Source organism: Bacillota bacterium, assembly GCA_013178125.1.
GTDB lineage: Bacteria > Bacillota > SHA-98 > Ch115 > JABLXJ01 > JABLXL01.
This window is the reverse complement of the sequence record JABLXJ010000012.1, coordinates 21,713-42,723: the sequence shown is the minus strand read 5'-3', so window position 1 is coordinate 42,723 and position 21,011 is coordinate 21,713. Positions and strand designations below refer to the sequence as shown.

General features: G+C 57.5%; 18 protein-coding genes. 15 read left to right on the top strand and 3 right to left on the bottom strand.

Features of this window, described 5'->3' with window-relative positions:
- Positions 1–344: 344 nt before the first annotated feature.
- The 6 genes from HPY71_10800 (at position 345) to HPY71_10775 (ending at position 7,474) form a co-directional block, all read left to right on the top strand.
- Positions 345–2,150 (top strand): DUF1957 domain-containing protein, encoded by a 1,806-nt coding sequence (locus HPY71_10800; GenBank protein ID NPV53998.1) that lies wholly within the window; start codon positions 345–347, stop codon positions 2,148–2,150.
- Positions 2,151–2,416: 266 nt separating this feature from the next.
- Positions 2,417–3,163 (top strand): phosphatase, encoded by a 747-nt coding sequence (locus tag HPY71_10795; GenBank protein NPV53997.1) that lies wholly within the window; start codon positions 2,417–2,419, stop codon positions 3,161–3,163.
- A gap of 120 nt (positions 3,164–3,283) precedes the next feature.
- Complete coding sequence (gene nagA, locus HPY71_10790; protein NPV53996.1) at positions 3,284–4,504, top strand: N-acetylglucosamine-6-phosphate deacetylase; 1,221 nt, start codon at positions 3,284–3,286, stop codon at positions 4,502–4,504.
- Positions 4,488–5,255: a PHP domain-containing protein gene (locus tag HPY71_10785; protein ID NPV53995.1), complete on the top strand. Its 768-nt coding sequence runs from the start codon at positions 4,488–4,490 to the stop codon at positions 5,253–5,255. The genes nagA and HPY71_10785 overlap by 17 nt, the downstream gene beginning before the upstream one ends.
- A 24-nt stretch (positions 5,256–5,279) precedes the next feature.
- Positions 5,280–6,209, top strand: coding sequence for an RNase adapter RapZ (rapZ, locus tag HPY71_10780; protein ID NPV53994.1), 930 nt, complete (start codon positions 5,280–5,282; stop codon positions 6,207–6,209).
- Positions 6,206–7,474: a YvcK family protein gene (locus HPY71_10775; protein NPV53993.1), complete on the top strand. Its 1,269-nt coding sequence runs from the start codon at positions 6,206–6,208 to the stop codon at positions 7,472–7,474. Before rapZ ends, HPY71_10775 begins: the two co-directional genes overlap by 4 nt.
- Positions 7,475–7,505: 31 nt before the next feature.
- On the opposite strand, the gene HPY71_10770 is transcribed toward HPY71_10775, so the two are convergent.
- The 3 genes from HPY71_10770 to HPY71_10760 form a co-directional block, all read right to left on the bottom strand.
- Positions 7,506–8,048: a spore maturation protein gene (locus HPY71_10770; GenBank protein NPV53992.1), complete on the bottom strand. Its 543-nt coding sequence runs from the start codon at positions 8,046–8,048 to the stop codon at positions 7,506–7,508.
- A 36-nt stretch (positions 8,049–8,084) separates the two neighbouring features.
- Complete coding sequence (locus HPY71_10765; GenBank protein ID NPV53991.1) at positions 8,085–8,684, bottom strand: spore maturation protein; 600 nt, start codon at positions 8,682–8,684, stop codon at positions 8,085–8,087.
- 301 nt (positions 8,685–8,985) lie between these two features.
- On the bottom strand, positions 8,986–9,492 hold the full coding sequence (locus HPY71_10760; protein ID NPV53990.1) for a hypothetical protein: 507 nt from the start codon (positions 9,490–9,492) through the stop codon (positions 8,986–8,988).
- Between the two features lie 414 nt (positions 9,493–9,906).
- Here HPY71_10760 and whiA point away from each other — a divergent pair, with 414 nt between their 5' ends.
- The 9 genes from whiA (at position 9,907) to HPY71_10715 (ending at position 20,974) form a co-directional block, all read left to right on the top strand.
- Positions 9,907–10,929, top strand: coding sequence for a DNA-binding protein WhiA (gene whiA / locus HPY71_10755; GenBank protein ID NPV53989.1), 1,023 nt, complete (start codon positions 9,907–9,909; stop codon positions 10,927–10,929).
- A gap of 93 nt (positions 10,930–11,022) precedes the next feature.
- Positions 11,023–12,531, top strand: coding sequence for an RNA polymerase factor sigma-54 (gene rpoN / locus HPY71_10750; GenBank protein ID NPV53988.1), 1,509 nt, complete (start codon positions 11,023–11,025; stop codon positions 12,529–12,531).
- 240 nt (positions 12,532–12,771) lie between these two features.
- Entirely contained in the window at positions 12,772–13,830 is a 1,059-nt protein-coding gene (locus HPY71_10745) for a hypothetical protein (GenBank protein NPV53987.1), read from the top strand.
- 80 nt (positions 13,831–13,910) lie between these two features.
- Positions 13,911–14,918, top strand: coding sequence for an ArsJ-associated glyceraldehyde-3-phosphate dehydrogenase (locus HPY71_10740; protein ID NPV53986.1), 1,008 nt, complete (start codon positions 13,911–13,913; stop codon positions 14,916–14,918).
- Between the two features lie 111 nt (positions 14,919–15,029).
- Positions 15,030–16,214, top strand: a complete 1,185-nt coding sequence (locus HPY71_10735) for a phosphoglycerate kinase (GenBank protein NPV53985.1) — start codon at positions 15,030–15,032, stop codon at positions 16,212–16,214.
- Between the two features lie 25 nt (positions 16,215–16,239).
- Positions 16,240–17,010 carry a triose-phosphate isomerase gene (locus HPY71_10730; protein ID NPV53984.1) on the top strand — a complete coding sequence of 257 codons (771 nt, stop codon included), beginning with the start codon at positions 16,240–16,242 and terminating at the stop codon, positions 17,008–17,010.
- A 75-nt stretch (positions 17,011–17,085) separates the two neighbouring features.
- Positions 17,086–18,372 carry a phosphopyruvate hydratase gene (gene eno, locus HPY71_10725; GenBank protein ID NPV53983.1) on the top strand — a complete coding sequence of 429 codons (1,287 nt, stop codon included), beginning with the start codon at positions 17,086–17,088 and terminating at the stop codon, positions 18,370–18,372.
- A gap of 266 nt (positions 18,373–18,638) precedes the next feature.
- Complete coding sequence (gene secG, locus HPY71_10720; protein NPV53982.1) at positions 18,639–18,866, top strand: preprotein translocase subunit SecG; 228 nt, start codon at positions 18,639–18,641, stop codon at positions 18,864–18,866.
- 89 nt (positions 18,867–18,955) lie between these two features.
- The gene (locus tag HPY71_10715) at positions 18,956–20,974 is read left to right on the top strand and encodes a sodium-translocating pyrophosphatase (GenBank protein ID NPV53981.1); all 2,019 of its coding nucleotides are present in this window, start codon (positions 18,956–18,958) and stop codon (positions 20,972–20,974) included.
- Positions 20,975–21,011: the final 37 nt, after the last annotated feature.

Here is a 21,011-nt window from a genome sequence, read left to right as displayed (position 1 = left end):
ATCATTTGTTATAGGATTTGACGCCAGGATTTAGCATAGCGCCCCGATGCCCTGGCGAAATATGCCGGGCGGTGAAGTTGCATGGCAGAGAAAACCATAGTTTATCTACCCAATGCTAACTTATAGTATTGCGCCGGACGGCTCATTTTATGATTCAAGACTGATCTATAATTTTAAATTCGGGGATCCGGGGGTCGCGTTCACAGCTGGGTTTTCGTGGATTAACCCGCGGATTAGAGGGAAAGGAAAACGGACATAAATAGTGTAGGAGCAAAGCGTGTGGAATCCGCGTAGATACGTGGAACCCACGTAGATATCTGGAAATTATCCCGGGGGATCAAGCGATGGTTATTGGTTCCTTTAATTTTGTTTTACACAGCCACCTGCCATATTGTCGAAAAGCGGGGGTCTGGCCCTTCGGAGAGGAGTGGGTGATGGAGGCCCTGGCGGAAACGTATTTGCCGGTCTTGAATGTGCTAAACGACCTCAAGGCCAGAGGCCTGCCTGTAAGGATTACGGTGGGCCTCACGCCCGTCCTGGTGGAGCAGCTTGCCGATCCTTATATGCTGGGGCGGTTTGAACAATACCTGGATGATAAGATTAAAAGGGCCGAGGGCGATATTGGGAGATTCGCCGAATTGAATGAGTTTAAGATGGAGGAGCTTGCCCGATTTTACAGGGATTATTACACGGGTATAAAGAGGAGCTTTACGGAAAGGTACGGGCGGGACGTTGTCGGCGCGTTCAAAGACCTGCAAGATTCGGGGGAGATCGAGATTATAACAAGCGCCGCAACCCACGCCTATCTTCCCCTTCTCTCCACCGAGGAGTCCATTTATGCCCAGCTCAAGATGGGCATTGACTCGTATGTGCGACACTTCGGGAGACGGCCCAGGGGCGCCTGGCTTCCGGAATGCGCCTATCGCCCCCGCCGGCCCCAGCCTCAGCCTCAGTCGCGGACCCAGTCCCAGCTCCAGTCGCAGCCTCACCTCGAGTCACAGCCCCGGCCGGAGTTTAAACGCGGGATCGAGTCATTCCTGGAGGAGCTCGGTATAGAATATTTCTTCGTGGATTCCCACGCTATCGAGGGTGGCAGGGCGTTTAGCCAGTACACGAAGGTAGGGCCCGTTGATCTTGCCGAGGATATGGGTGACGAAACACAACAAGAGCGAGAACGCACCGGCAAGACAACGTTTCTCCCTTATTACCTTGAAGGGAGCACGGTTGTTGCGTTTGGACGTAACGAGCGGACGGGGCTGCAGGTCTGGTCGAGTGAATGGGGGTACCCGGGGGATGGAAATTACAGGGAGTTTCACAGGCGGGATCCCGAGTCGGGGTTCCAGTACTGGAAGGTGACAAGCCACCTCGTTGACCTGGATGGTAAGGAGCTCTATAATGTTGAGGGTGCCTGGGGAAGGGTAGAGGAGCATTCAAGTCATTTCACATGGCTTGTTGAGCAGTTGCTGGCGGAGTTTCACCGGGAGACCGGAAGACATGGGATACTTGTTGCCCCGTATGATATTGAACTTTTCGGTCACTGGTGGTTTGAGGGAGTTGAGTGGCTTGGAAGGGTGCTCGAGAAGATGGCTCAGAATCCCGCCATAGAGCTGACTACTACCGGGGGTTACCTGAGCACTCATCCGCCGGACCAGGCCATAGAGTTACACGAAAGCTCCTGGGGGTTGGGCGGCAAGCACTATATCTGGGCAAATTCGGACACGGAATGGATGTGGCGTGACATACACGCGATTGAGGAGAAGATGAGGGATCTGGCCAGGATGTTCGCTGAGGTGTCCTCCACCGTGGCGCCGGCGGGGATGGATCTATTGCGCCAGGCAGCCCGCGAGGCTTTACTCCTCCAGAGCAGCGACTGGCCGTTCTTGATCACAACTCAGGGTGCGAGGGAATACGCCACGAAGAGGTTTATAGAGCACCGGGAGAGGTTTTGGAAGCTGGCGGGCATGGTGGAATCAGGACTGGGACTGGGAGGAGAGTTCGAATTGGGGGTGGAATTGGGGGAATTGGGACCGGGGCCCGAGACAGACGTGCTGTTCCCTGATATTGATCCGATGGCGTTTCTTGGTCTGAAGCCAGGAGGAACTCCTCAATCTTTGTCGAAGAAAAGCCATCAGGGTCATATAAGTCCATGACTAAGTGTAGGTTCCTTAATTTGTGCCAGTTTACCAGCACGTCCTAGAGGTTGCCGGTGTTGCGTTCCGGGGACGGCGTGCTTGCGGCGCGCCTCCGTTGAAATTTGGCGCGAGGGCCCTGCCAAATTTCAAAGGCCCCGTCACGCAAGTACCGGCAACCTCTGGAAAAACGGCGGTAATCTCGAAGTTACACTTAGCGCTAAGTTAGTCAGTGTGGATATATAGACATAACATAAGACATGTGATAGGGGAGAAGGCAGTAGTAGATGAAGCTCGTAGCGGATTTGCACGTTCATACCATCGCAAGTGGACACGCGTACAGCACTATTGAGGAGACGGCTCGGGCCGCGTCTGGGAAGGGGCTTGAAATGATAGCCTTTACTGAACATGGCCCCAATCTTCCGGGGGGGCCGCACCTGTATTATTTCGGGAACCTCAGGGTCATCCCCGAAACGATGTTCGGCGTTGAAATCCTGAACGGTGTGGAGGCCAACATAATAAACCTGGAAGGCGAGCTTGATATCCCTGAGCGGATCCTTTCCACGCTCGACTTCGTGTTGGCGGGGTTTCACGTCCGGACGGGTTATGACGGCGGCGCGGTGGAGGAAAATACCCGCGCAATGATCGCCGCGATGCATAACCCATATGTGGATGCCATCGCTCACCCGGGCAACCCCGAGTACCAGGTAGATATAGAGAAGGTCGTGAAGGCTGCAAAGGATCTTGGGGTGTTGCTTGAAATAAACAATAGCTCCCTTACCATTACAAGGAAGCACAGTGAGGAGAATTGTTGCAAGTTTGCCCGGCTTGCGGCGCGCCACGGGGCAAGGGTTGCGATAGGGAGCGATGCTCATATCTCCATGCGCGTGGGGCTGTTTGATGCCGCCATCGAGCTAGCCGAGGGGGCCGGGTTGACTGAGGACCTCATCATCAATGCATCGGTGGACCGCGTCAGGGATTTCCTCAAAGGCAGGGGCAAGCTCAAGGGCCGCAGGTTGACCCCGAGATTCTGATCGAGATTCTGATGGAGACCGGGGGGCCGGGCGAAAGCGGTAGACACTGGCGTGAATCGGTAGGTACTGGGATGAACTGGCATGGACGGGCGGGTGGAAGGGTTGTGAGGGAGGGTGGCTATGGATACTGAGGCGAGGCCGTCCCTTATAATCAGGGGCGGCGATATATTTACTCCGTCAGGGATCATCACAGATGGGTTTGTAGTCATTAGGGATGGCAGGATAGCCCATATAGGATCTTACGGCGAGTTCAGGACCTACAATACCGGAGATAGCCGCATCATAGACGCGCGCGGTATGGTCGTAGCCCCCGGCTATATTGATATACACACACACGGTGCGGGCGGGCATGACACGCTCGAGGCTACCCCTGGCGCCCTCTGGAGCATGGCGGCCCATCACGCCGCCCACGGCACCACCTCGTTCCTGCCGACGGCGATGACGGCCCCTGAGGATGTCCTTGTTGAATGCGCGCACGTCGTGGGCGAGGCGGTGCGGCAGGGGGGATACCCCGCCAATATCATTGGCCTCCATTGTGAGGGCCCCTGGATAAATCCTGGAAAGAAGGGCGCGCAGAATGAAGCCTGGATAAGACGGCCCTCTCGAGCAGAGCTCAATAGGTGGCTTGATGGCTCAATAGGCGCGGTGAGGCTGGTAACCCTGGCCCCTGAGGTCGAGGGGTGTATAGACATTATACGCTTACTCGCAGCCATGGGAATCACGGCTTCAGCCGGCCACTCGGCGGCATCGTATGAAACCATGCTATGCGCGGTCCAGGCTGGCCTCTCCCATTGCACGCACGTTTTCAATACCATGCCCCCGCTTCATCATAGGGAGCCCGGCGTCGTCGGCGCTGCGTTGACATGTGACAGGCTGACGGCCGAGGCGATTGTTGATGGTTTTCACCTCCACCCCCAGGTCTTGAAGATCATGCTGAGGTGCAAGGGGATGGACAGGCTGGTTCTGGTCACGGATTCTATGATGGCCGCGGGCATGCCCGATGGGGACTACGAGCTTGGAGGTCAGAAGGTAAAAGTGGCGGGAGGGGCAGCCCGCCTCGAGGGCGGGGCACTGGCCGGGAGCACATTGACCCTGGACAGGGCCGTGCGGAATATGGTAGAGTTCTTGGGGGTATCGCTTTACGATGCCGTGAGATTTGCGACGCTAAATCCCGCGCGCGTTATAGGGATCGACGACCGGAAGGGGAGCCTCGAAGCGGGGAAGGATGCGGACGTTATCATCATGGACGAAGAGGGGAACGTGCTCCTGACCCTCACTGGTGGCCGGGTCGCCCATACAGGCCGGGGCTATGAAGATCACAGGGATGAAGCCATTTGCTGATTACCATACCCATACCGTGTACAGCCACGGGACGGGCACGGTCGAGGATAACGTCATTGCCGCGATAGAGGCCGGGCTGGAAGAGGTCGCTATAACGGATCATGGACCTGCCAATATATTCAGTATAGGCATGCGGGGACTCGGGGCCTTTGAGGCGATACGCAGGGATGTGGAGGCTTGTAGGGCCAGGTACCCTCATATTAAGGTGCTCCTGGGCGTCGAGGCCAATATCGTGGGGCTGGATGGGAGCCTGGATGTTCCTGACGCGATCCTGGAGGGGCTGGATAAGGTGCTGGCCGGGCATCACCTGCTTGTGCGTGGGAAGACCCCTGGGGATGCCTGGGGGATCGTGGGGCGAAACGTCGTCATCAGGCTTTGTCCTCGCCGCCTTCAGCACCTCTGCGCCGATCTCCCCAGGAGGGCGCGCATCGCCAACACCGATGCCCTCGTCAGGGCTGTGACGGCTCGAAGGATAGACATTGTTACGCACCCCGGGCTGGAGGTCTCGATTGATACGAGGGAGCTTGCGCGTGCGTGTGTGCAGATGGGCACGGCCTTGGAGATCAATGCAAAGCATGCCGGGGAGAGCCTTGACTTCGTCAGGGTCGCCGCCGGCGAGGGGGCGAAGTTCGTCCTGAGCAGTGACGCGCATCGTCCCGAGGATGTGGGAAGGTTGGGTCCTGCCCTGGAGATCGCGAGGTGTGCGGGGCTCGGGCCGGACATGATTCTGAATGTAAGGAATGTAATGTAAGGTAGGTCATTTTCAATGGGGGATATGGATACGCGGAAGGATGCCAGGTTTGTCATAATCACGGGCCTCTCGGGGGCAGGGAAAAGCGAGGCGATCCGGTCATTCGAGGACCTCGGTTTCTTTTGCGTCGATAACCTGCCCCCGACCCTCATCCCCAAGTTTGCCGACCTCGTTGCACAATCGGAGGGGAAAGTCAATAAAATAGCACTGGTGGTAGACATAAGAGGTGGGAAATTCTTTGACAGCGTCTTCGATGCCTTAGCGAATCTAGGTGAAATGGGCATAGACTATGAGATTCTCTTTCTTGATGCATCCAATGATACCCTTGTGAGGCGATTTAAGGAGACCCGGCGGAGGCACCCGCTAGCCGCGGGGGGGAGCATCCTCGACGGGATCATAAACGAGCGCGGGCGCCTGGAGGAGCTCAGGACGCGGGCCACCAGGGTGATAGATACATCCAATCTGACCTCGCGCCAGCTTCGCGAGAAGATCATGGACCTCTTTGGCGATACCGATACGAGGAATAAGCTGAGCATAGTTATAGTTTCGTTTGGGTTCAAATATGGCGTGCCCCTTGATGTAGATCTCATGTTTGATGTTCGGTTCCTGCCCAACCCCCATTACGTCGAGGGCCTCCGCCCCCTGACCGGAGATGACGAGCCCGTAAGGGAATACGTATTGCGGTGGCCTGTGACGCGGCGATTCCTGGATAAGTTATTTGACATGATTTCCTTCCTGATCCCGCATTATATTAAAGAAGGCAAGGCTCAGATCGTTATCGGCATAGGCTGCACGGGTGGGAGACACCGGTCGGTGGCCATTGCCAACAAACTGGCTGAACTCCTAAGGAGCCGGGGGTTTCGCGTTTCAGTTGAACACAGGGACAGGGATCTCGGGGTTGAAAGGGTTCAGCGCGATCTAGAGAAAAACCCGGGGGAGCTGAGACAGGTGTGAATGTCTTGAAATGGCTGTATCCCGGTATGAGGGTCAAACGGTGGCTCTTGATATTTATTGCAGGGGTGGCTGTCGTCGCCATTGGCTTTTCTATATTTATAAACCAGGCAAACCAGGGGTTTTTCGGCGCGCTTGGCCGCGAGCTTCGCAACGTAGAGAATCCCCTGCTTTGGAGCTTCATTGCCATCGTTGCCGGCGCTCTGGCGATCACCTTCGGGTTCCGCCAGGTTATGCAATCCGTGACATCTGCGCTGCTCCCCGAGGGCGATATTGATAACGGCAAGATAGTGAGCATAGTGCACGAGAGACGCCAGTTGAGGCGCGGACCAAAGATCGTGGCCGTAGGCGGCGGCACAGGCCTATCGACACTGCTTAGAGGGATTAAGGGGTTCACGAGCAACATAACTGCGATCGTCACGGTCGCAGATGATGGGGGCAGCTCCGGGCAACTCAGGCGCGAGATGGGCGTCCTGCCTCCCGGCGACATCCGCAACTGCCTTGTGGCGCTGGCCGATGCGGAGCCTTTGATGCAGCGACTATTCCAGTACAGATTCAAGAGCGGCGACCCACCGGAGCTTGTGGGGCACAGTTTTGGAAACTTGTTTATCGCGACCATGTCGGAGATAGCCGGGGACTTCGAGCGGGCGATCAAGGAATCCAGCAAGATACTGGCCGTGAGGGGGCAGGTCCTCCCCTCCACGCTGGAGGATGTTTCCCTGCATGCCGAGCTCGAAGATGGGACGATAGTCCATGGTGAGAGCAATATATCAAAGAGCAAGTCCCGGATACGCCGCGTATTCATCCGGCCTGAGCATGTGGAGCCGGTTGTTGAGGCGATCGAGGCGATAAGAAACGCCGACATCATCGTGCTGGGCCCCGGGAGCCTCTTTACGAGCGTCCTGCCGAATCTGCTAGTGAAGGGGATCGCCGATGAGATCAGGAGGTCTCGAGCAATCAAGGTATATGCGTGTAATGTCATGACCCAGCCGGGGGAGACGGATGGATTCACCGCGGCCGACCATGTCAGGGCCATCTTGGGACATGTGGGGGAAGGAGTGATCGACTGCGTCCTTGTCAACCATGGGGCCGTGCCCGGGGCCCTGCTGGAGAGGTACTTGAGAGAAGGGGCCGAGCAGGTGGCGGCCGATATCGAGGACATCGAAAGGCTGGGCCTGAAGGTGTTGGAGGGGGACCTCATCTGCGAGACGGACTTCGCCCGGCATGACCCGGGCAAGCTCGCCAGGGCTATAATGAGGATGTTGTAGCTGCCGACCGCCACGCTTACCATGCGCCAGCTCAAGCGCTGCCGAATAGAGCCCGGCAGATGAGGATGGCGCCGATAAAGGCTAAGGCATCCGCCATCAATCCGATAACGAGGGTATGGCGGATTTTCTTTATGCCCACGGCGCCGAAGTATACTGTGATGATGTAGAAAGTCGTCTCGCAACTCGCCTGCATCACCGAGGCCATTCGCCCCGTGAGGGAATCAGGGCCGTGAACCTTCAGGATATCCGACAGGACCTCCATGGAGCCGGTCCCGGACAGGGGCCGTACGATTGCGAGGGGCAGCAGGTCCCCGGATATGCCCATGAGCCGGGCGATTGGCGAGAGCAGGCTGGTGAATATGCTCATCGCCCCCGATGCGCGGAATATCCCTATGGCCACGAACATGGCGACCAGGAAAGGGAGGATCCTCACCGCCGTGGCGAGCCCCTCCTTTGCGCCATCGATGAAGGCGTCATATATCTTGACCCCGCGCACGTAGCCGATAAGGCAGATGAATAGGATTGTAAAGGGGATTGCGGCACTGGAGAGGATCTTGATGATGCTCATAAACATGGCGTTTACCTCGCTCGTCTCTCGCTCAGCTCGCGCTCATCTCCGGCGCGGGTGCTTCGAGATGGATAGCCCCCTTATTACCCTGTCTGCGACCAGGGTGAGGATCATGCAGCATGTTGTGAGGATGATGGTCGGACCGACGGTCTCGGTGGGATTCGCCGATCCATGCTGGGCCCTTATAGCTATGACGGTCGTCGGGACCAGGACCACTATGGAGAGATTGAGGACCAGAAAGGTGCACATCGCATCCGAGGCCTCATCCTTTTTCCTGTTGAGCCTCTGCATCTCCTCCATGGCCTTCAAACCCAGGGGGGTCGCAGCGTTGCCCATGCCGAGGATGTTGGCAATTACGTTCATGACTATGGCGGTCATGGCGGGGTGATCCTCCGGGATGCTCGGGAAGATGCGGGCCGCCACGGGCCTCACGAGGCGGCCGATCATCTCCGTGAGACCCGCTTCCTCTGCGATTTTCATAACGCCTGACCACATGGTGATTACGCCGACCAGGCCTAAAACCAGGGTTACTGCTGCATGGGCCCCCGATAGGGCTGCATGGGTAACGGCCTCGTTCCTGCCCGATAGGGCCCCGGTGATAACACCGGCTGCGATGAGTAGGAACCATACCAGGTTGACCATGTGTCGATAACCTCCGCTGGATACTGGTCTACGCGCCGGGTGCCGGCCTGCCTGTTTATCCCCACCCGCCGCCAGCCTTTTGCACCCGTTATCTAAAATGTATTCGGGCCTCGCCGTGGGATATGACAGGAGAGGCATGAAGGTGCAAAGGTGTTATGAAGTTATGAAGGCGCAAGGGTGAAGGTGTAAAGTGCTAAGGTATAAGTCATAGTGGGGTAGCGGGGTAAATAGAAGAGGGTCGCATTACTGCGACCCCGTTGACTCGCCTTTCCCCCTCTTCATCTAGCGCAGGCGATCCAACTCACCTGGCGAAGATGTGGTTCCCTATTCTTGTTGTAATGGTCCTGGTGAATACCCACCAGGATGTGGACTTCGCAGGATTGTAGAAATAAAGTGCCCCGTAGGATGGGTCCCAGCCCGATAGGGCATCCTGCGCTGCGCGGATTGATTCGCTGTCAGGAGGGAGGTTTATGCGGCCGTCATATACGGGGGTGAATGCATACGGTTCATATATCACACCGGGCACTGTGTTGGGGAACTTGGGGCTGGCAACCCTGTTGAGAACCACAGCCCCCACGGCGACCTTGCCGGCGTAGGGTTCGTTGGTGGCCTCGGCGTGGATCAACTGGGCTATCAGCCACAGGTAGGCCCAGCCGCTGTTCCGGTCGCCGCCCCAGGGCTGGCTGGTGCTCAGGGCAGCGTATGCCTTCTGACCCGGTGCGATTGGCTCCGCGACAATTGCCAGAGCGGATATTAGGATTATAACTAACATGATGGCAGTGTGGGCCGTTCCTCTGGATCGAAACATACTACCAACGCTCCTTCCTTGGTTCTATCTCAGGTAGGGCTCCAGATTCCAAAATGTAGAAATATGGGGATCCGGAGTCCCTGGCCTGGGCGATGCCTTGATAGGCACGCTGGTCAAGGGGAAAAGGCGGCCCATTCTCGCTATTGACCTGTTATGGCTGGCATTCATTATAGCCGAGGCCGCTATTTTTGTCAGGGACGCGGAGGGTTGGCATAGAGGGGATATCTCCTGCCAGCGATGAAAGGCTTCAGGCGGTAGTTGTCCTGCTCTGGAATATACCGCTATGCTTCGATTAGGACGGCTATGCTATGGAATGCCAGGTTAACCAGAGCCTGGCGATGCCACCGAGAGGGTATAGGGGATTACAGGACCATTATGCGTTTGGGGGGAAGTATGCTAAAATAACAGTGTAGGATGAGAGTGAGGCGAGACAGGCACATGGTTTTCTTCCTCCAGACCACGAGCGAACTTGCGCGGGTAGCAAACACGAAGGAATGCTGCCAGCTCGCAGAGTTGATGGCCTTTATCGCGGCCGGGGCGGACATGGTCCCGACGACCGGGGAGGGGGAGCCCATCCTGAAGCTATCGATCCGGGATGCGGCTATAGCTCGGAGGGTTTTCGCAACGATAAAGAAGGTGCTGGGCGCCAGCTCGGAGGTGATCGTCCAGAGATGGCCGAGGCCTAAGAGGGATACCATTTACACCCTCAGGATCACCCTTAATAGCGCGGCCCGAGGTGCCGCGGTCGAGAGTGGATTGATTACCCGTGATGGCCGGAGGGTGGACGGGGTGCCCTCGCCTATCCTGGGCTCGGACTGTTGCTCCCGGGCTTACTTGAGGGCCTTGTTTCTCATGTGCGGGTACATTTCTGATCCTGAAAAGGCATATGCCCTGGAGCTGACTGTAGATACTCCAGGCCTCGCGGAAGACACCCGCCGGCTGCTCTCTTCCTTTTCGATCGACGCCGGGGTTACTAGACATAAAGGCAAATATGTGGTTTATTCCAGGGATGGGGAGGCGGTGGCGCAGGCGCTTCGCGTGATGGGCGCAAACATGGCCCTGCTTCACCTCGAAAATCTCAGGATAGTGAAGGGCCTGCGCAACAGGGTTAATCGCATTGTAAACTTTGAGACTGCCAACCTGGCGAGGACGGCGAAGACGGCAATGAAGCAGGTGAGGGCGATCGACTTGATCGACCGGACCATCGGGATATTGAACTTGCCCCAGGCACTCAGGGACATTGCTGATGTGCGGAGGTCAAACCCCGATTTGACCCTCGAGGAGCTAGGGAGGCTGCTCAAGCCCCCGGCAAGCAAGTCGGCTGTGAATCACCGGATGCGGAGGATAATGAAGCTCGCGCAACGCGTCGGTGAGGCCAGGGTGGTAGCGGTGAGCCCAGTGAGAGGAAGAGGAAAAGGAAATAGTGGTCCCAGGTAGAATATAATAGACTGGAAACATAGAGTGGAGACGGAGACGGTTGCAGCAGAGCATTACAAGCATTAACGAAAGCATGCGGGGAGTTATCCGGATATGCAAATTGGATATGATCTGAGCATGCGGCAAGTTCAGAAACTCATCGTGACGCCTGAACTCAGGCAGGCAATCACCGTGTTGCAGTTGCCCATTTTAGAGCTGCAGGAGTATATTGAGGGGCAGCTCTGTGATAATCCACTGCTCGAGCTGTGCGACGGCGATGGCGATGGCGACAGCGATGATGACGGCGACGGGGATGCTGGTCCTGGCAGGTTGCTTGAGGCTGCGCCTGAGGAAGAACGCAGGGACAAGGAGCGTAGAGACTCTGAGGAGAGGGGGCCAGACCTCGAATGGCGGGACTACTTCGAGGATAGCAGCGACCTTGGTTACGCCCCTCGCTCGGAGGGCTCCTCCCACGATAGCCCTGAAACGGTATCATATGAATCCTGGCTCAGGACGGAACAATCCCTGCGCGATGCGCTGCTCTTTCAACTCCGGCTGAATTCCCTGTGCCGGAGGGATGTGGAAATCGGGGAGGTTCTTATCGGGTGCCTGGATGAGGATGGGTACCTGCGCGCACCCCTAAGTGAGGTTGCCTCCATAGCCGGGTGCAGCATCGAGGATGCAGAGGAGGTCCTCAAGCTGGTCCAGACATTTGAGCCCCCCGGGGTTGGCTCCCGGACCCTCGCAGAGTGCCTTACGATTCAACTGGATTCCATTGATATCCCGCCGGCAGATCGCGAGCTTGCGAAGGTGATAATCGGGAACCATCTCGAGGATGTTGCCGGCGGCAAGCTCCCCAGGATCGCCAGTGCCCTCGGCATGAGCGTTGAGGATGTCCAGCGGCTGTGCGATATAATAAAGACGCTCGACCCGAAGCCCGGCCGCCAGTTCTGGAGACCGAGCGATGACGTTGGTTACATAACACCGGATGTCATCATAGAGAGGACCGGGAAGAACGGGAGAAGCGGAGAGATCAACTATGCAATAATTGTTAACGATGCGAGTGTCCCGCGTCTCCGGATAAACCCCGAGTACCGGCGCATGTTGCGCGACGCAGAGAACATCGAGGCACCGGCGCTCAATTTCCTCAAATCCAAGTTAAATGCAGCGTTATGGCTTATCAAGAGCATAGAACAGCGCAGGTTTACGCTTTACAGGATCAGTGAATGCATTGTCCGGTTCCAGCGGGATTTTCTTGATAAAGGCGTGAATTACCTGAAGCCTTTGACGTTAAGGGATGTCGCAGGGGCTATCGGGGTGCACGAGTCGACGGTCAGCCGCGCGACCGCCGGCAAGTATGTCCAGACCCCGCGAGGAACGTTTGAGTTTCGCTTCTTCTTCTCAAGTGGCGTCTCGACCAGCGGCGGCAGCGAGACCTCTTCGGAAAGCGTGAAGCACTTCATCACAGAGCTCATCAAGAATGAAGACTCGAGAAAGCCCTTGAGCGACCAGGCAATTACGGGCTTGCTCAAGGAGCGTGGTGTGATCATCTCGAGGCGCACTGTCGCGAAATACCGGGAAGAGCTGATGATCCCTGCATCATCTAAACGGCGGCGTTACTGAGTCACCAGGCCAACGTAGTAGTAGATAGTAGGGTGATTACGAAATATATTTTTTAACTTCGGGGGAGGATTTTTTGGCGCTTCGGAGAATACACTATGGGCGACGATAGAAGAATATTTTGTGCGCATAGCGGGACGGAGGTAGGGGTTCTGGGACGTTAGGCGTCCCAATATCCAGCCGTTACCAGCTCATCGTGAGCATGTGGAGGCTATGCCCCGTGAGTATTTGGAGGCTTTGCTCGTGGAGAATATTATCGCCCTGCAGCAAAAGATCGCTCCTGAGCTCGGAGAGGTAATTGAACGGCGATATGCGATCTTGCGCCACGTTTACTTCTCTCAGCCCGTCGGCAGGCGGGTGCTTGCTAGTCGCTTGCGAGCCCCCGAGCGCACGATACGCAACGAGATTGATTTCCTTAAGGACCGGGGCCTGCTGGCGGTGGATGTTACAGGAGTGAAGGTGACCAGGGAAGGGGAGGATATTCTCTGGAAGCTTGGCGATTATGTCAGGTTGCTGCGCGGGTTTGCCCACCTTGAGGACGAGCTGGCTCGGGCGCTCGGGCTGGCGAAGGTGGTTGTCGTGCCAGGTGATGCAGATGAGGACTCCACGGTAAAAAAGGAGGTTGGCAGGGCCGCTGCCAGGCTCCTCCGGGATATTGTGCGCGACGGCGATATCATAGCGGTCGGGGGCGGCACGACCATGGCTGCAGTTGCCGAAGCAGTGCCTGCGCCCTGGCCCAGGCATGATGTGACGATCGTGCCGGCTCGCGGCGGGCTCGGGGAGGATGTGGAGAAACAGGCGGATACCATCGCAGCCACCATGGCGAAGCGGATGGGAGGCGTCTACCGGCTCCTGAACGTCCCCGATGACCTGCCCGCCGAGACGCTGTCCATGATCTCCGACGACCCGCGGATCCGCGAGATCCTGGATATGATCAAGAAGGCGCGGATCGTGATGCACGGCGTCGGGACAATCGAGGAAATGGTGCGGCGGCGCAACCTTAGCAAGGAGGAGCTGAAGACCCTGCGGTCCGGCCGCGCAGTGGGTGAGACCTTTGGCTACTACTTCAACAGATTTGGTGAGATTGTCCATCTCACGCCGAGTATGGGCTTGAGGCCGGAGGATATGGCCGGCAAGGAGGTTATCGCCGTGGCGGCCGGCGCGAGTAAGGCGGAGGCCATTATCGCTGTTATGGCCAACCGGCCGCGGGAGGGCCTCATCTGCGACGAGGGAACGGCCAGGATGGTCCTGGAAATCCTGAGACGGTCGCAGTCTCAGGTAAGCGTCCCCAACGGGGCTTAGACCCGATGATGCATTATATACCGGATATACCGGTAGCCAACATGGGGAGTTCATGCGGAGATTAAAGGGAGGAGATAGGAATGTCTGTAAGAGTTGGAATTAACGGTTTCGGGAGGATAGGAAGGATAGTATTCCGGGCGGCCATGAAAAATCCAAATATCGACATAGTGGCTGCAAACGACCTGGCGGATGCCAGGACCAATGCGCACCTTCTCAAATACGACTCGGTTCACGGTACGCTTGATGCGCAGGTTGAGGCCCAAGATGATTCCATCGTTGTCAACGGGAAGAGCGTAAAGATACTGGCCGAAAAGGATCCCGCCAGCCTGCCATGGAAGGACCTGGGCGTCGATATCGTCATCGAGTCGACGGGCATATTCACAGATGCTACAAAGGCTGCCGCTCACCTTAAGGCCGGCGCCAAGAAGGTCGTTATAACTGCGCCCGCTAAGAACGAGGACGCCACATTCGTCATGGGCGTAAATGAGAAGACCTACGACCCGGCAAAACACCATGTGGTTTCGAACGCCTCGTGCACCACGAACTGCCTCGCGCCTGTGGCAAAGGTCCTCCACGAGAAGTTCGTTATCAAGAAGGGCCTGATGACGACGGTTCACTCCTACACCAATGACCAGAGGATCCTGGACCTGGTCCACAAGGATCTCAGGCGGGCCCGCGCCGGCGCAATGTCCATCATCCCCACCACCACTGGCGCAGCGAAGGCTGTCGGCCTGGTTCTCCCCGAGCTGAAGGGCAAATTGAACGGGTTTGCTATGCGCGTGCCAACCCCCAACGTATCCGTTGTAGACCTGGTCGCTGAGACCGAGAAGTCCACCAGTGTCGAGGAGGTCAACGCGGCCTTGAAGGCGGCGGCCGAGGGAGAGCTCAAGGGCATTCTCGGCTACACGGAGGAGCCTCTCGTCTCCAAGGACTTCAATGATGACCCGCGATCCTCGATTGTCGACGCACTTTCAACGATGGTCATCGAGGGCAACCTCGTGAAGGTCATCTCTTGGTATGACAACGAGTGGGGCTACTCTAACCGCGTTGTCGACCTCGTTGTCTATATAGCCAGCAAGGGGTTGTAATGCGATATCATCTCCGAGCCGGGTGGGCCCCTGTCCCCCACTAGCGCCCCGCCCGGCTTATTGGCATGGAAAGCAAAAGCCAAGCTTCGAGAATGAAGGGGAGGGACAACGATGGCTAAGGCGACCATAAAGGACGTGGATCTTGCAGGCAAGCGCGTCCTGGTGAGGGTTGATTTCAACGTCCCGATGAATGAAAAACGTGAGATCACTGACGACAGGCGGATCGCCGCAACCCTGCCGACGATAAGATACCTTATCGACCAGGGCGCCAAGGTGATCCTCGTTTCCCACCTCGGCCGGCCAAAGGGCAAGCCGGTCGACGAGTTTCGCATGGATCCTGTAGCAGAGAGGCTCTCCCAGCTCCTCGGGAAGCCTGTAACAAAGGTGGATGATTGCATAGGCGAGCTGCCAAAGGCCGCGCTCTCAAAGATGAAGCCCGGCGATGTGGTTCTGCTCGAGAACGTGAGGTTCTATAAGCAGGAAGAGGCGAACGACGAGGGGTTTGCGAAGTCCCTGGCCGAGCTGGCTGACGTTTTCGTGAATGACGCCTTTGGCACGGCGCACAGGGCTCACGCTTCCACTGCGGGCGTCGCCAGGTTCCTGCCGGCTGTCGCAGGGTTCCTCATGCAAAAGGAGATCGAGGTAATGGGCAAGGCCCTGGCAAACCCCGACCGGCCTTTCGTGGCTATACTCGGCGGCGCGAAGGTCTCGGACAAGATAGGCGTGATCGAGAACCTCCTGACCAAGGTCGATACGCTGATCGTTGGAGGGGGCATGGCCTATACATTCCTTAAGGCTCAGGGCAAGGAGATCGGCCAATCTCTGCTTGAGGCGGATAAGCTCGAACTCGCCCTGGGGCTTATAGATAAAGCCAAGGCGAAGGGCGTGACATTTCTCCTGCCGGTTGACGTGGTTGTGGCGGACCGCTTCGCTCCGGACGCCGGGGCCAGGATCGTATCCGTGGATGAGATTCCCCCTGACTGGCAAGGTGTTGATATAGGGCCGAGGACCCTTGAGTTATTCAAGGGCGCCATCAAGGGGGCGCGCACCGTGGTCTGGAACGGCCCGATGGGCGTATTCGAGATGGAGCGGTTTGCCAAAGGCACGCGGGAGATAGCGGCCGCCCTCGCGGAATCCGGGGCCACCACGATAGTGGGCGGCGGCGATTCGGCTGCAGCCATCGAGCAGATGGGCTTCGCTGACAAGATGACCCATGTTTCCACGGGCGGCGGGGCCTCGCTGGAGTTCCTCGAGGGCAGGGAGCTTCCTGGCGTGGCGATTTTGAAGGATAAGTAAGTATATTAACAGGGGGTGCCATGCGGTGGCGCGAAGGCGAATAATAGCCGGAAACTGGAAAATGTATAAGACTGTTCCCGAGGCTCTGGCGCTCGTCGAGGAGTTAAAGAGGCTCGTCGCAGAGATGCGTGATATAGATATCCTCGTGTGTCCACCATTTACAGCGCTATACCCTGTGAAGGAGGTCCTCAGGGGAAGCAACATCGAGCTCGGGGCCCAGAACCTCTTCTGGGAGGAGGAGGGGGCCTTCACCGGCGAGGTCTCACCGACCATGTTGAAGAGCCTGGGATGCTCTTATGTGATCATAGGGCATTCGGAGAGGCGCAAATATTTTGGAGAGACCGATAAAGACGTGAACAGGAAGATCAAATCGGCTATGGCGAACGGCCTCATGCCGATCGTGTGCGTCGGGGAGAGTATAGAGGAGCGAGAGGCCGGCAAGACCGAGGAGCTCATCCGGCGCCAGGTCCTCGGGGCCATGGATGGCATTAAGACGACAGGCGCGGCGGACATCGTGGTCGCCTACGAGCCAATCTGGGCGATCGGCACGGGCCGGGCCGCTACGGGCGAGGACGCCAACAAGGTAGCGAGGTTGATCCGCCAGACGCTGGCAGAGGTCTTCAATGAGCGCATCGCCCAGGAGATACGGATACAGTATGGCGGGAGCGTCAAGCCTCAGAATACTTCGGAGTTCCTCGAGCAGCCCGATATCGACGGCGCCCTTGTGGGCGGTGCGAGCCTGGACGCCGAGACTTTCTACAAGATCTGCCAGAGCGCGGCAGGCGGGGTCAAGTGAGTGTTATTTAATGGGGTTAAGGTGAGCATTGACAGGGCCAAGTGAGGCATTGATTGAAAGGAGAGATGCGCATATATGACGATTATTGAGGATATTTACGCCCGGGAGATCCTTGATTCCCGGGGGAACCCAACTGTTGAGGTGGAGGTCACCCTGGCCGATGGCAGCGTGGGACGGGCGGCTGTCCCGTCTGGCGCGTCGACCGGTGCCTATGAAGCTGTAGAGCTTCGCGATAAGGATGGGAAGAGGTACCTCGGGAAGGGCGTGCTCAAGGCCGTTGAGAACGTGAACGAGACGATAGCCGGCGAGCTCGTCGGCATGGACGCCACCGACCAGGTCCTGATCGACCGCATGATGATCGAACTCGACGGCACGCCCAACAAGGGAAAGCTCGGGGCCAATGCCATCCTGGGGGTCTCCCTCGCGTGTGCAAAGGCGGCGGCCGAATCCCTGGGGCTCCCGCTGTATCGCTACATCGGTGGCACGAATGCCAGGGTCCTCCCAGTTCCTATGATGAACATCCTGAATGGCGGGAAGCACGCGGACAATAACGTCGACATCCAGGAGTTCATGATCGTCCCAGCGGGGGCGGATTCCTTCGCTGAGGCCCTGCGGATGGGCGCCGAGGTATTTCATACCCTCAGGAGTGTTGTCAAGAAGCGCGGCATGAGCACGGCGGTGGGCGATGAAGGCGGGATCGCGCCCGACCTGAAGTCGAATGAGGATGCTATAGCCGTGATTATCGAGGCGATCGAGAAGGCGGGGTACAGGCCGGGGGAGGATATATTCATCGCCCTCGACCCTGCCAGCAGCGAGTTCCTCAAGGATGGCAAGTACGAGTTCGCGGGCGAGGGTGTCAGCAGGACGGTCGATGAGATGGTGGACTTCTATGAGGGCCTCGTTGAGAAGTACCCCATCATATCCATAGAGGACGCCCTTGCCGAGGACGAATGGGACGGCTGGAAGAAGCTAACTGACCGCATCGGGAAGCGGGTGCAGCTCGTCGGGGACGACCTCTTTGTTACCAACACTGAGCGTATAGCTAAGGGCATCGAGATGGGTGTTACCAACTCGGTTCTCATCAAGGTGAACCAGATCGGCACGCTCACGGAGACCCTCGAGGCCATGGAGATGGCCAAACGGGCGGGGTACACCGCCGTTGTATCCCACAGGTCCGGCGAGACCGAGGATACGACGATAACCCACATCGTGGTGGCTACCAATGCGGGCCAGATCAAGACCGGCGCGCCGTCGAGAACCGACCGCGTTGCAAAGTATAACGAGCTCCTCAGGATCGAGGATTCGCTGGGAGACGTGGCCCAGTATGCAGGCAAGAAGGCTTTCCGCAGCTTGAGGGGATAGGCGGAAGTCCCGAAGGCCCCTGGCTTCATCAAGGCGGGACTCTTTATCGATGCTTTATGGGTGCTCCATGGATGGAGCCAGGGACGCGGTCTGTACAGCTTCTACAGCTTCGAAGATACTTGCGGGACCCTGGCGGATGTGATAAAATCAACCTTGGTTGACCTGGACTGGCCGGAATAGCAGGGGTTCAAAGCCCAGGTTCGCTAGGTTCGGGAACAGAATAGGTTTGATGGAGTTACATCTAGCATCCGGGGGGAGGTGTGCCAGTGAGGACGGCGCTCATAGTCTTCCAATTCCTGGTGTCAATCGTTCTTATCGTCGCGGTTGTCCTCCAGTCGAGCAAGGGCGAGGGACTGGGGTCCATAGGCGGCGGGGCCCAGCTGTTCTTTGCGAAGAATAAAGGATGGGACGACCTGCTCAGCAAGGTCACAACTGTGGCTGCGATCTTCTTCCTCTTGTCGTCTATAATGCTGAGCGTGGTTAGCCTGGGTTAGTTACGCAGTAACGCGGGTAAAGATCTATAGAAAAAATATATCCAGAATATAGAATAAGACGCAGAATATAAAAAGTGGGGAGTGGGAGTATGTCACCTGTCTTGTGGTCAATGATTGCAGGCGTGGTCGGCCTGCTATTTGTTGTATACCTTGCAAGCAGTGTGCTGAAGAAAGAACCTGGAAATCCCAAGATGGTGGAGATCTCCGAGGCGATCCACGAGGGGGCCATGGCCTTCCTGAGGCGCGAGTACAGCGTTATATCTATTATTCTCATCATAGTTGCTATTATTCTTGCCGCCGGTATTAGCATCTATACAGCTATCGCATTTATAGTCGGTGCTGTTTGTTCGATCTCAGCGGGCTTTGTCGGCATGCAGATATCCACGCGGGCCAATACGCGCACGGCACAGGCAGCCACAAAGGGCTTCGGTCAGGCGCTGGCCGTGGCCTTCCCGGGTGGGGCTGTAATGGGCATGACGGTGGTAAGCATAGGGCTCTTCGCCCTTTCCCTCCTTTATATCATCTTTTCGAACATGTCAGACCCTGTTAAAGCAACGGGTATCATCGCAGGCTTCAGCATGGGCGCCAGCTTCGTGGCCCTATTTGCAAGGGTCGGCGGTGGTATCTACACCAAGGCAGCAGATGTCGGCGCCGACCTGGTCGGCAAGGTCGAGTCCAACATCCCCGAGGATGACCCGAGGAACCCCGCAGTTATCGCGGACCTCGTCGGCGATAACGTCGGGGACGTGGCAGGCATGGGCGCGGACCTGTATGAGTCGTACGTCGGGTCTATCGTGTCGGCGATGGTCATAGCAGCCGCAGTGTTTACGACTCCTGAGGCCAAGATCAAGGGCATACTATTCGCCCTCCTGCTTGCGGGCATCGGCGTTATCGCGTCGCTCCTCGGGACCTTCTTCGTCAGGAGCGGCGATAAGGGCGATGCGGGTGGAGCGCTCAGGATGGGAACCTACTTCAGCGCGATCTTCATGATGGTCGGCGGATTCTTTCTCAGCAAATACTACTATGGAAACCTGAATGTATTCTACGCTACTGTGGCGGGCCTCATCTCCGGTGTGGTGACAGGCCTCATCGCCGAGCTCTACACGTCGGGAAGGCGGGTCGAGGCCCTTGCAACCACGTGCAAGACGGGCGCCGCAACGAACATTATCAGCGGCATGGCGCTCAGTATGCGGAGCGTGGTTATCCCGCTCCTCCTCATCGCGGTATCGATCATCGTGGCCTTCTATCTCGCCGGGTTCTACGGCATCGCCATATCTGCCATAGGGATGCTTGCCATCGCTGGCATGACGGTATCTGTCGACGCTTATGGTCCGATCTCGGATAACGCCGGCGGCATCGCCGAGATGGCGCATCTCCCGGCGAATGTCCGGAAGATCACGGATTCCCTCGACGCTGCGGGCAATACGACCGCTGCAATCGCCAAGGGCTTTGCCATTGGCTCGGCCGCGTTGACAGCTCTCGCACTCTTCTTTGCCTACGTTCAGGCCACTAGGCTCTCCGTTATGGACTTGCTTGACGCCAGGGTTGTCGCGGGGCTCTTCATAGGCGCCATGGTGCCCTACGTCTTTGCTGCAGGCGCCATGGAGGCCGTCGGGCGCGCGGCGTTCAGCGTTGTTGAGGAGGTCAGGCGGCAATTCAGGGAGATCAAGGGCTTGATGGAGGGCAAGGCCAGGGCTGAATATGCGACGTGCGTGGACATAACCACGCGCGGTGCCCTCAAGGAAATGGTGGTGCCTGGCCTGCTGGCCGTGATCATCCCCGTCGCTACAGGCGCGATCCTTGGTAAGGAGGCTCTCGGTGGTCTCCTCGCGGGTGCCCTCGCCACGGGCGTGCCGCTTGCGTTGCAAATGGCCAACGCCGGTGGGGCATGGGATAATGCGAAGAAGTTCATTGAGGCGGGCAACCTCGGCGGCAAAGGGACCCCGGTGCATGCGGCAGCCGTCATTGGCGATACGGTGGGCGATCCTTTCAAGGATACAGCGGGCCCGGCCATGAACATCCTCTTGAAGCTCATGACGGTCGTATCGCTGGTCCTCGCGCCGCTCATCATCAGCCTGCATAATTGGCTCATCGGGTTGTTTGCGTAGGTGACCCGGTTTACCATCACACTCTCCAGGGGTTGCC

Bases quoted from the DNA above. Each gene is read 5' to 3' on its own strand.
- HPY71_10800 (NPV53998.1), top strand. From the start codon at position 345: ATGGTTATTGGTTCCTTTAATTTTGTTTTACACAGCCACCTGCCATAT.
- HPY71_10795 (NPV53997.1), top strand. From the start codon at position 2,417: ATGAAGCTCGTAGCGGATTTGCACGTTCATACCATCGCAAGTGGACAC.
- nagA (NPV53996.1), top strand. From the start codon at position 3,284: ATGGATACTGAGGCGAGGCCGTCCCTTATAATCAGGGGCGGCGATATA.
- HPY71_10785 (NPV53995.1), top strand. From the start codon at position 4,488: ATGAAGCCATTTGCTGATTACCATACCCATACCGTGTACAGCCACGGG.
- rapZ (NPV53994.1), top strand. From the start codon at position 5,280: ATGGATACGCGGAAGGATGCCAGGTTTGTCATAATCACGGGCCTCTCG.
- HPY71_10770 (NPV53992.1), bottom strand. From the start codon at position 8,048: ATGTTTATGAGCATCATCAAGATCCTCTCCAGTGCCGCAATCCCCTTT.
- HPY71_10765 (NPV53991.1), bottom strand. From the start codon at position 8,684: ATGGTCAACCTGGTATGGTTCCTACTCATCGCAGCCGGTGTTATCACC.
- HPY71_10760 (NPV53990.1), bottom strand. From the start codon at position 9,492: ATGTTTCGATCCAGAGGAACGGCCCACACTGCCATCATGTTAGTTATA.
- whiA (NPV53989.1), top strand. From the start codon at position 9,907: ATGAGAGTGAGGCGAGACAGGCACATGGTTTTCTTCCTCCAGACCACG.
- rpoN (NPV53988.1), top strand. From the start codon at position 11,023: ATGCAAATTGGATATGATCTGAGCATGCGGCAAGTTCAGAAACTCATC.
- HPY71_10740 (NPV53986.1), top strand. From the start codon at position 13,911: ATGTCTGTAAGAGTTGGAATTAACGGTTTCGGGAGGATAGGAAGGATA.
- HPY71_10735 (NPV53985.1), top strand. From the start codon at position 15,030: ATGGCTAAGGCGACCATAAAGGACGTGGATCTTGCAGGCAAGCGCGTC.
- eno (NPV53983.1), top strand. From the start codon at position 17,086: ATGACGATTATTGAGGATATTTACGCCCGGGAGATCCTTGATTCCCGG.
- HPY71_10715 (NPV53981.1), top strand. From the start codon at position 18,956: ATGTCACCTGTCTTGTGGTCAATGATTGCAGGCGTGGTCGGCCTGCTA.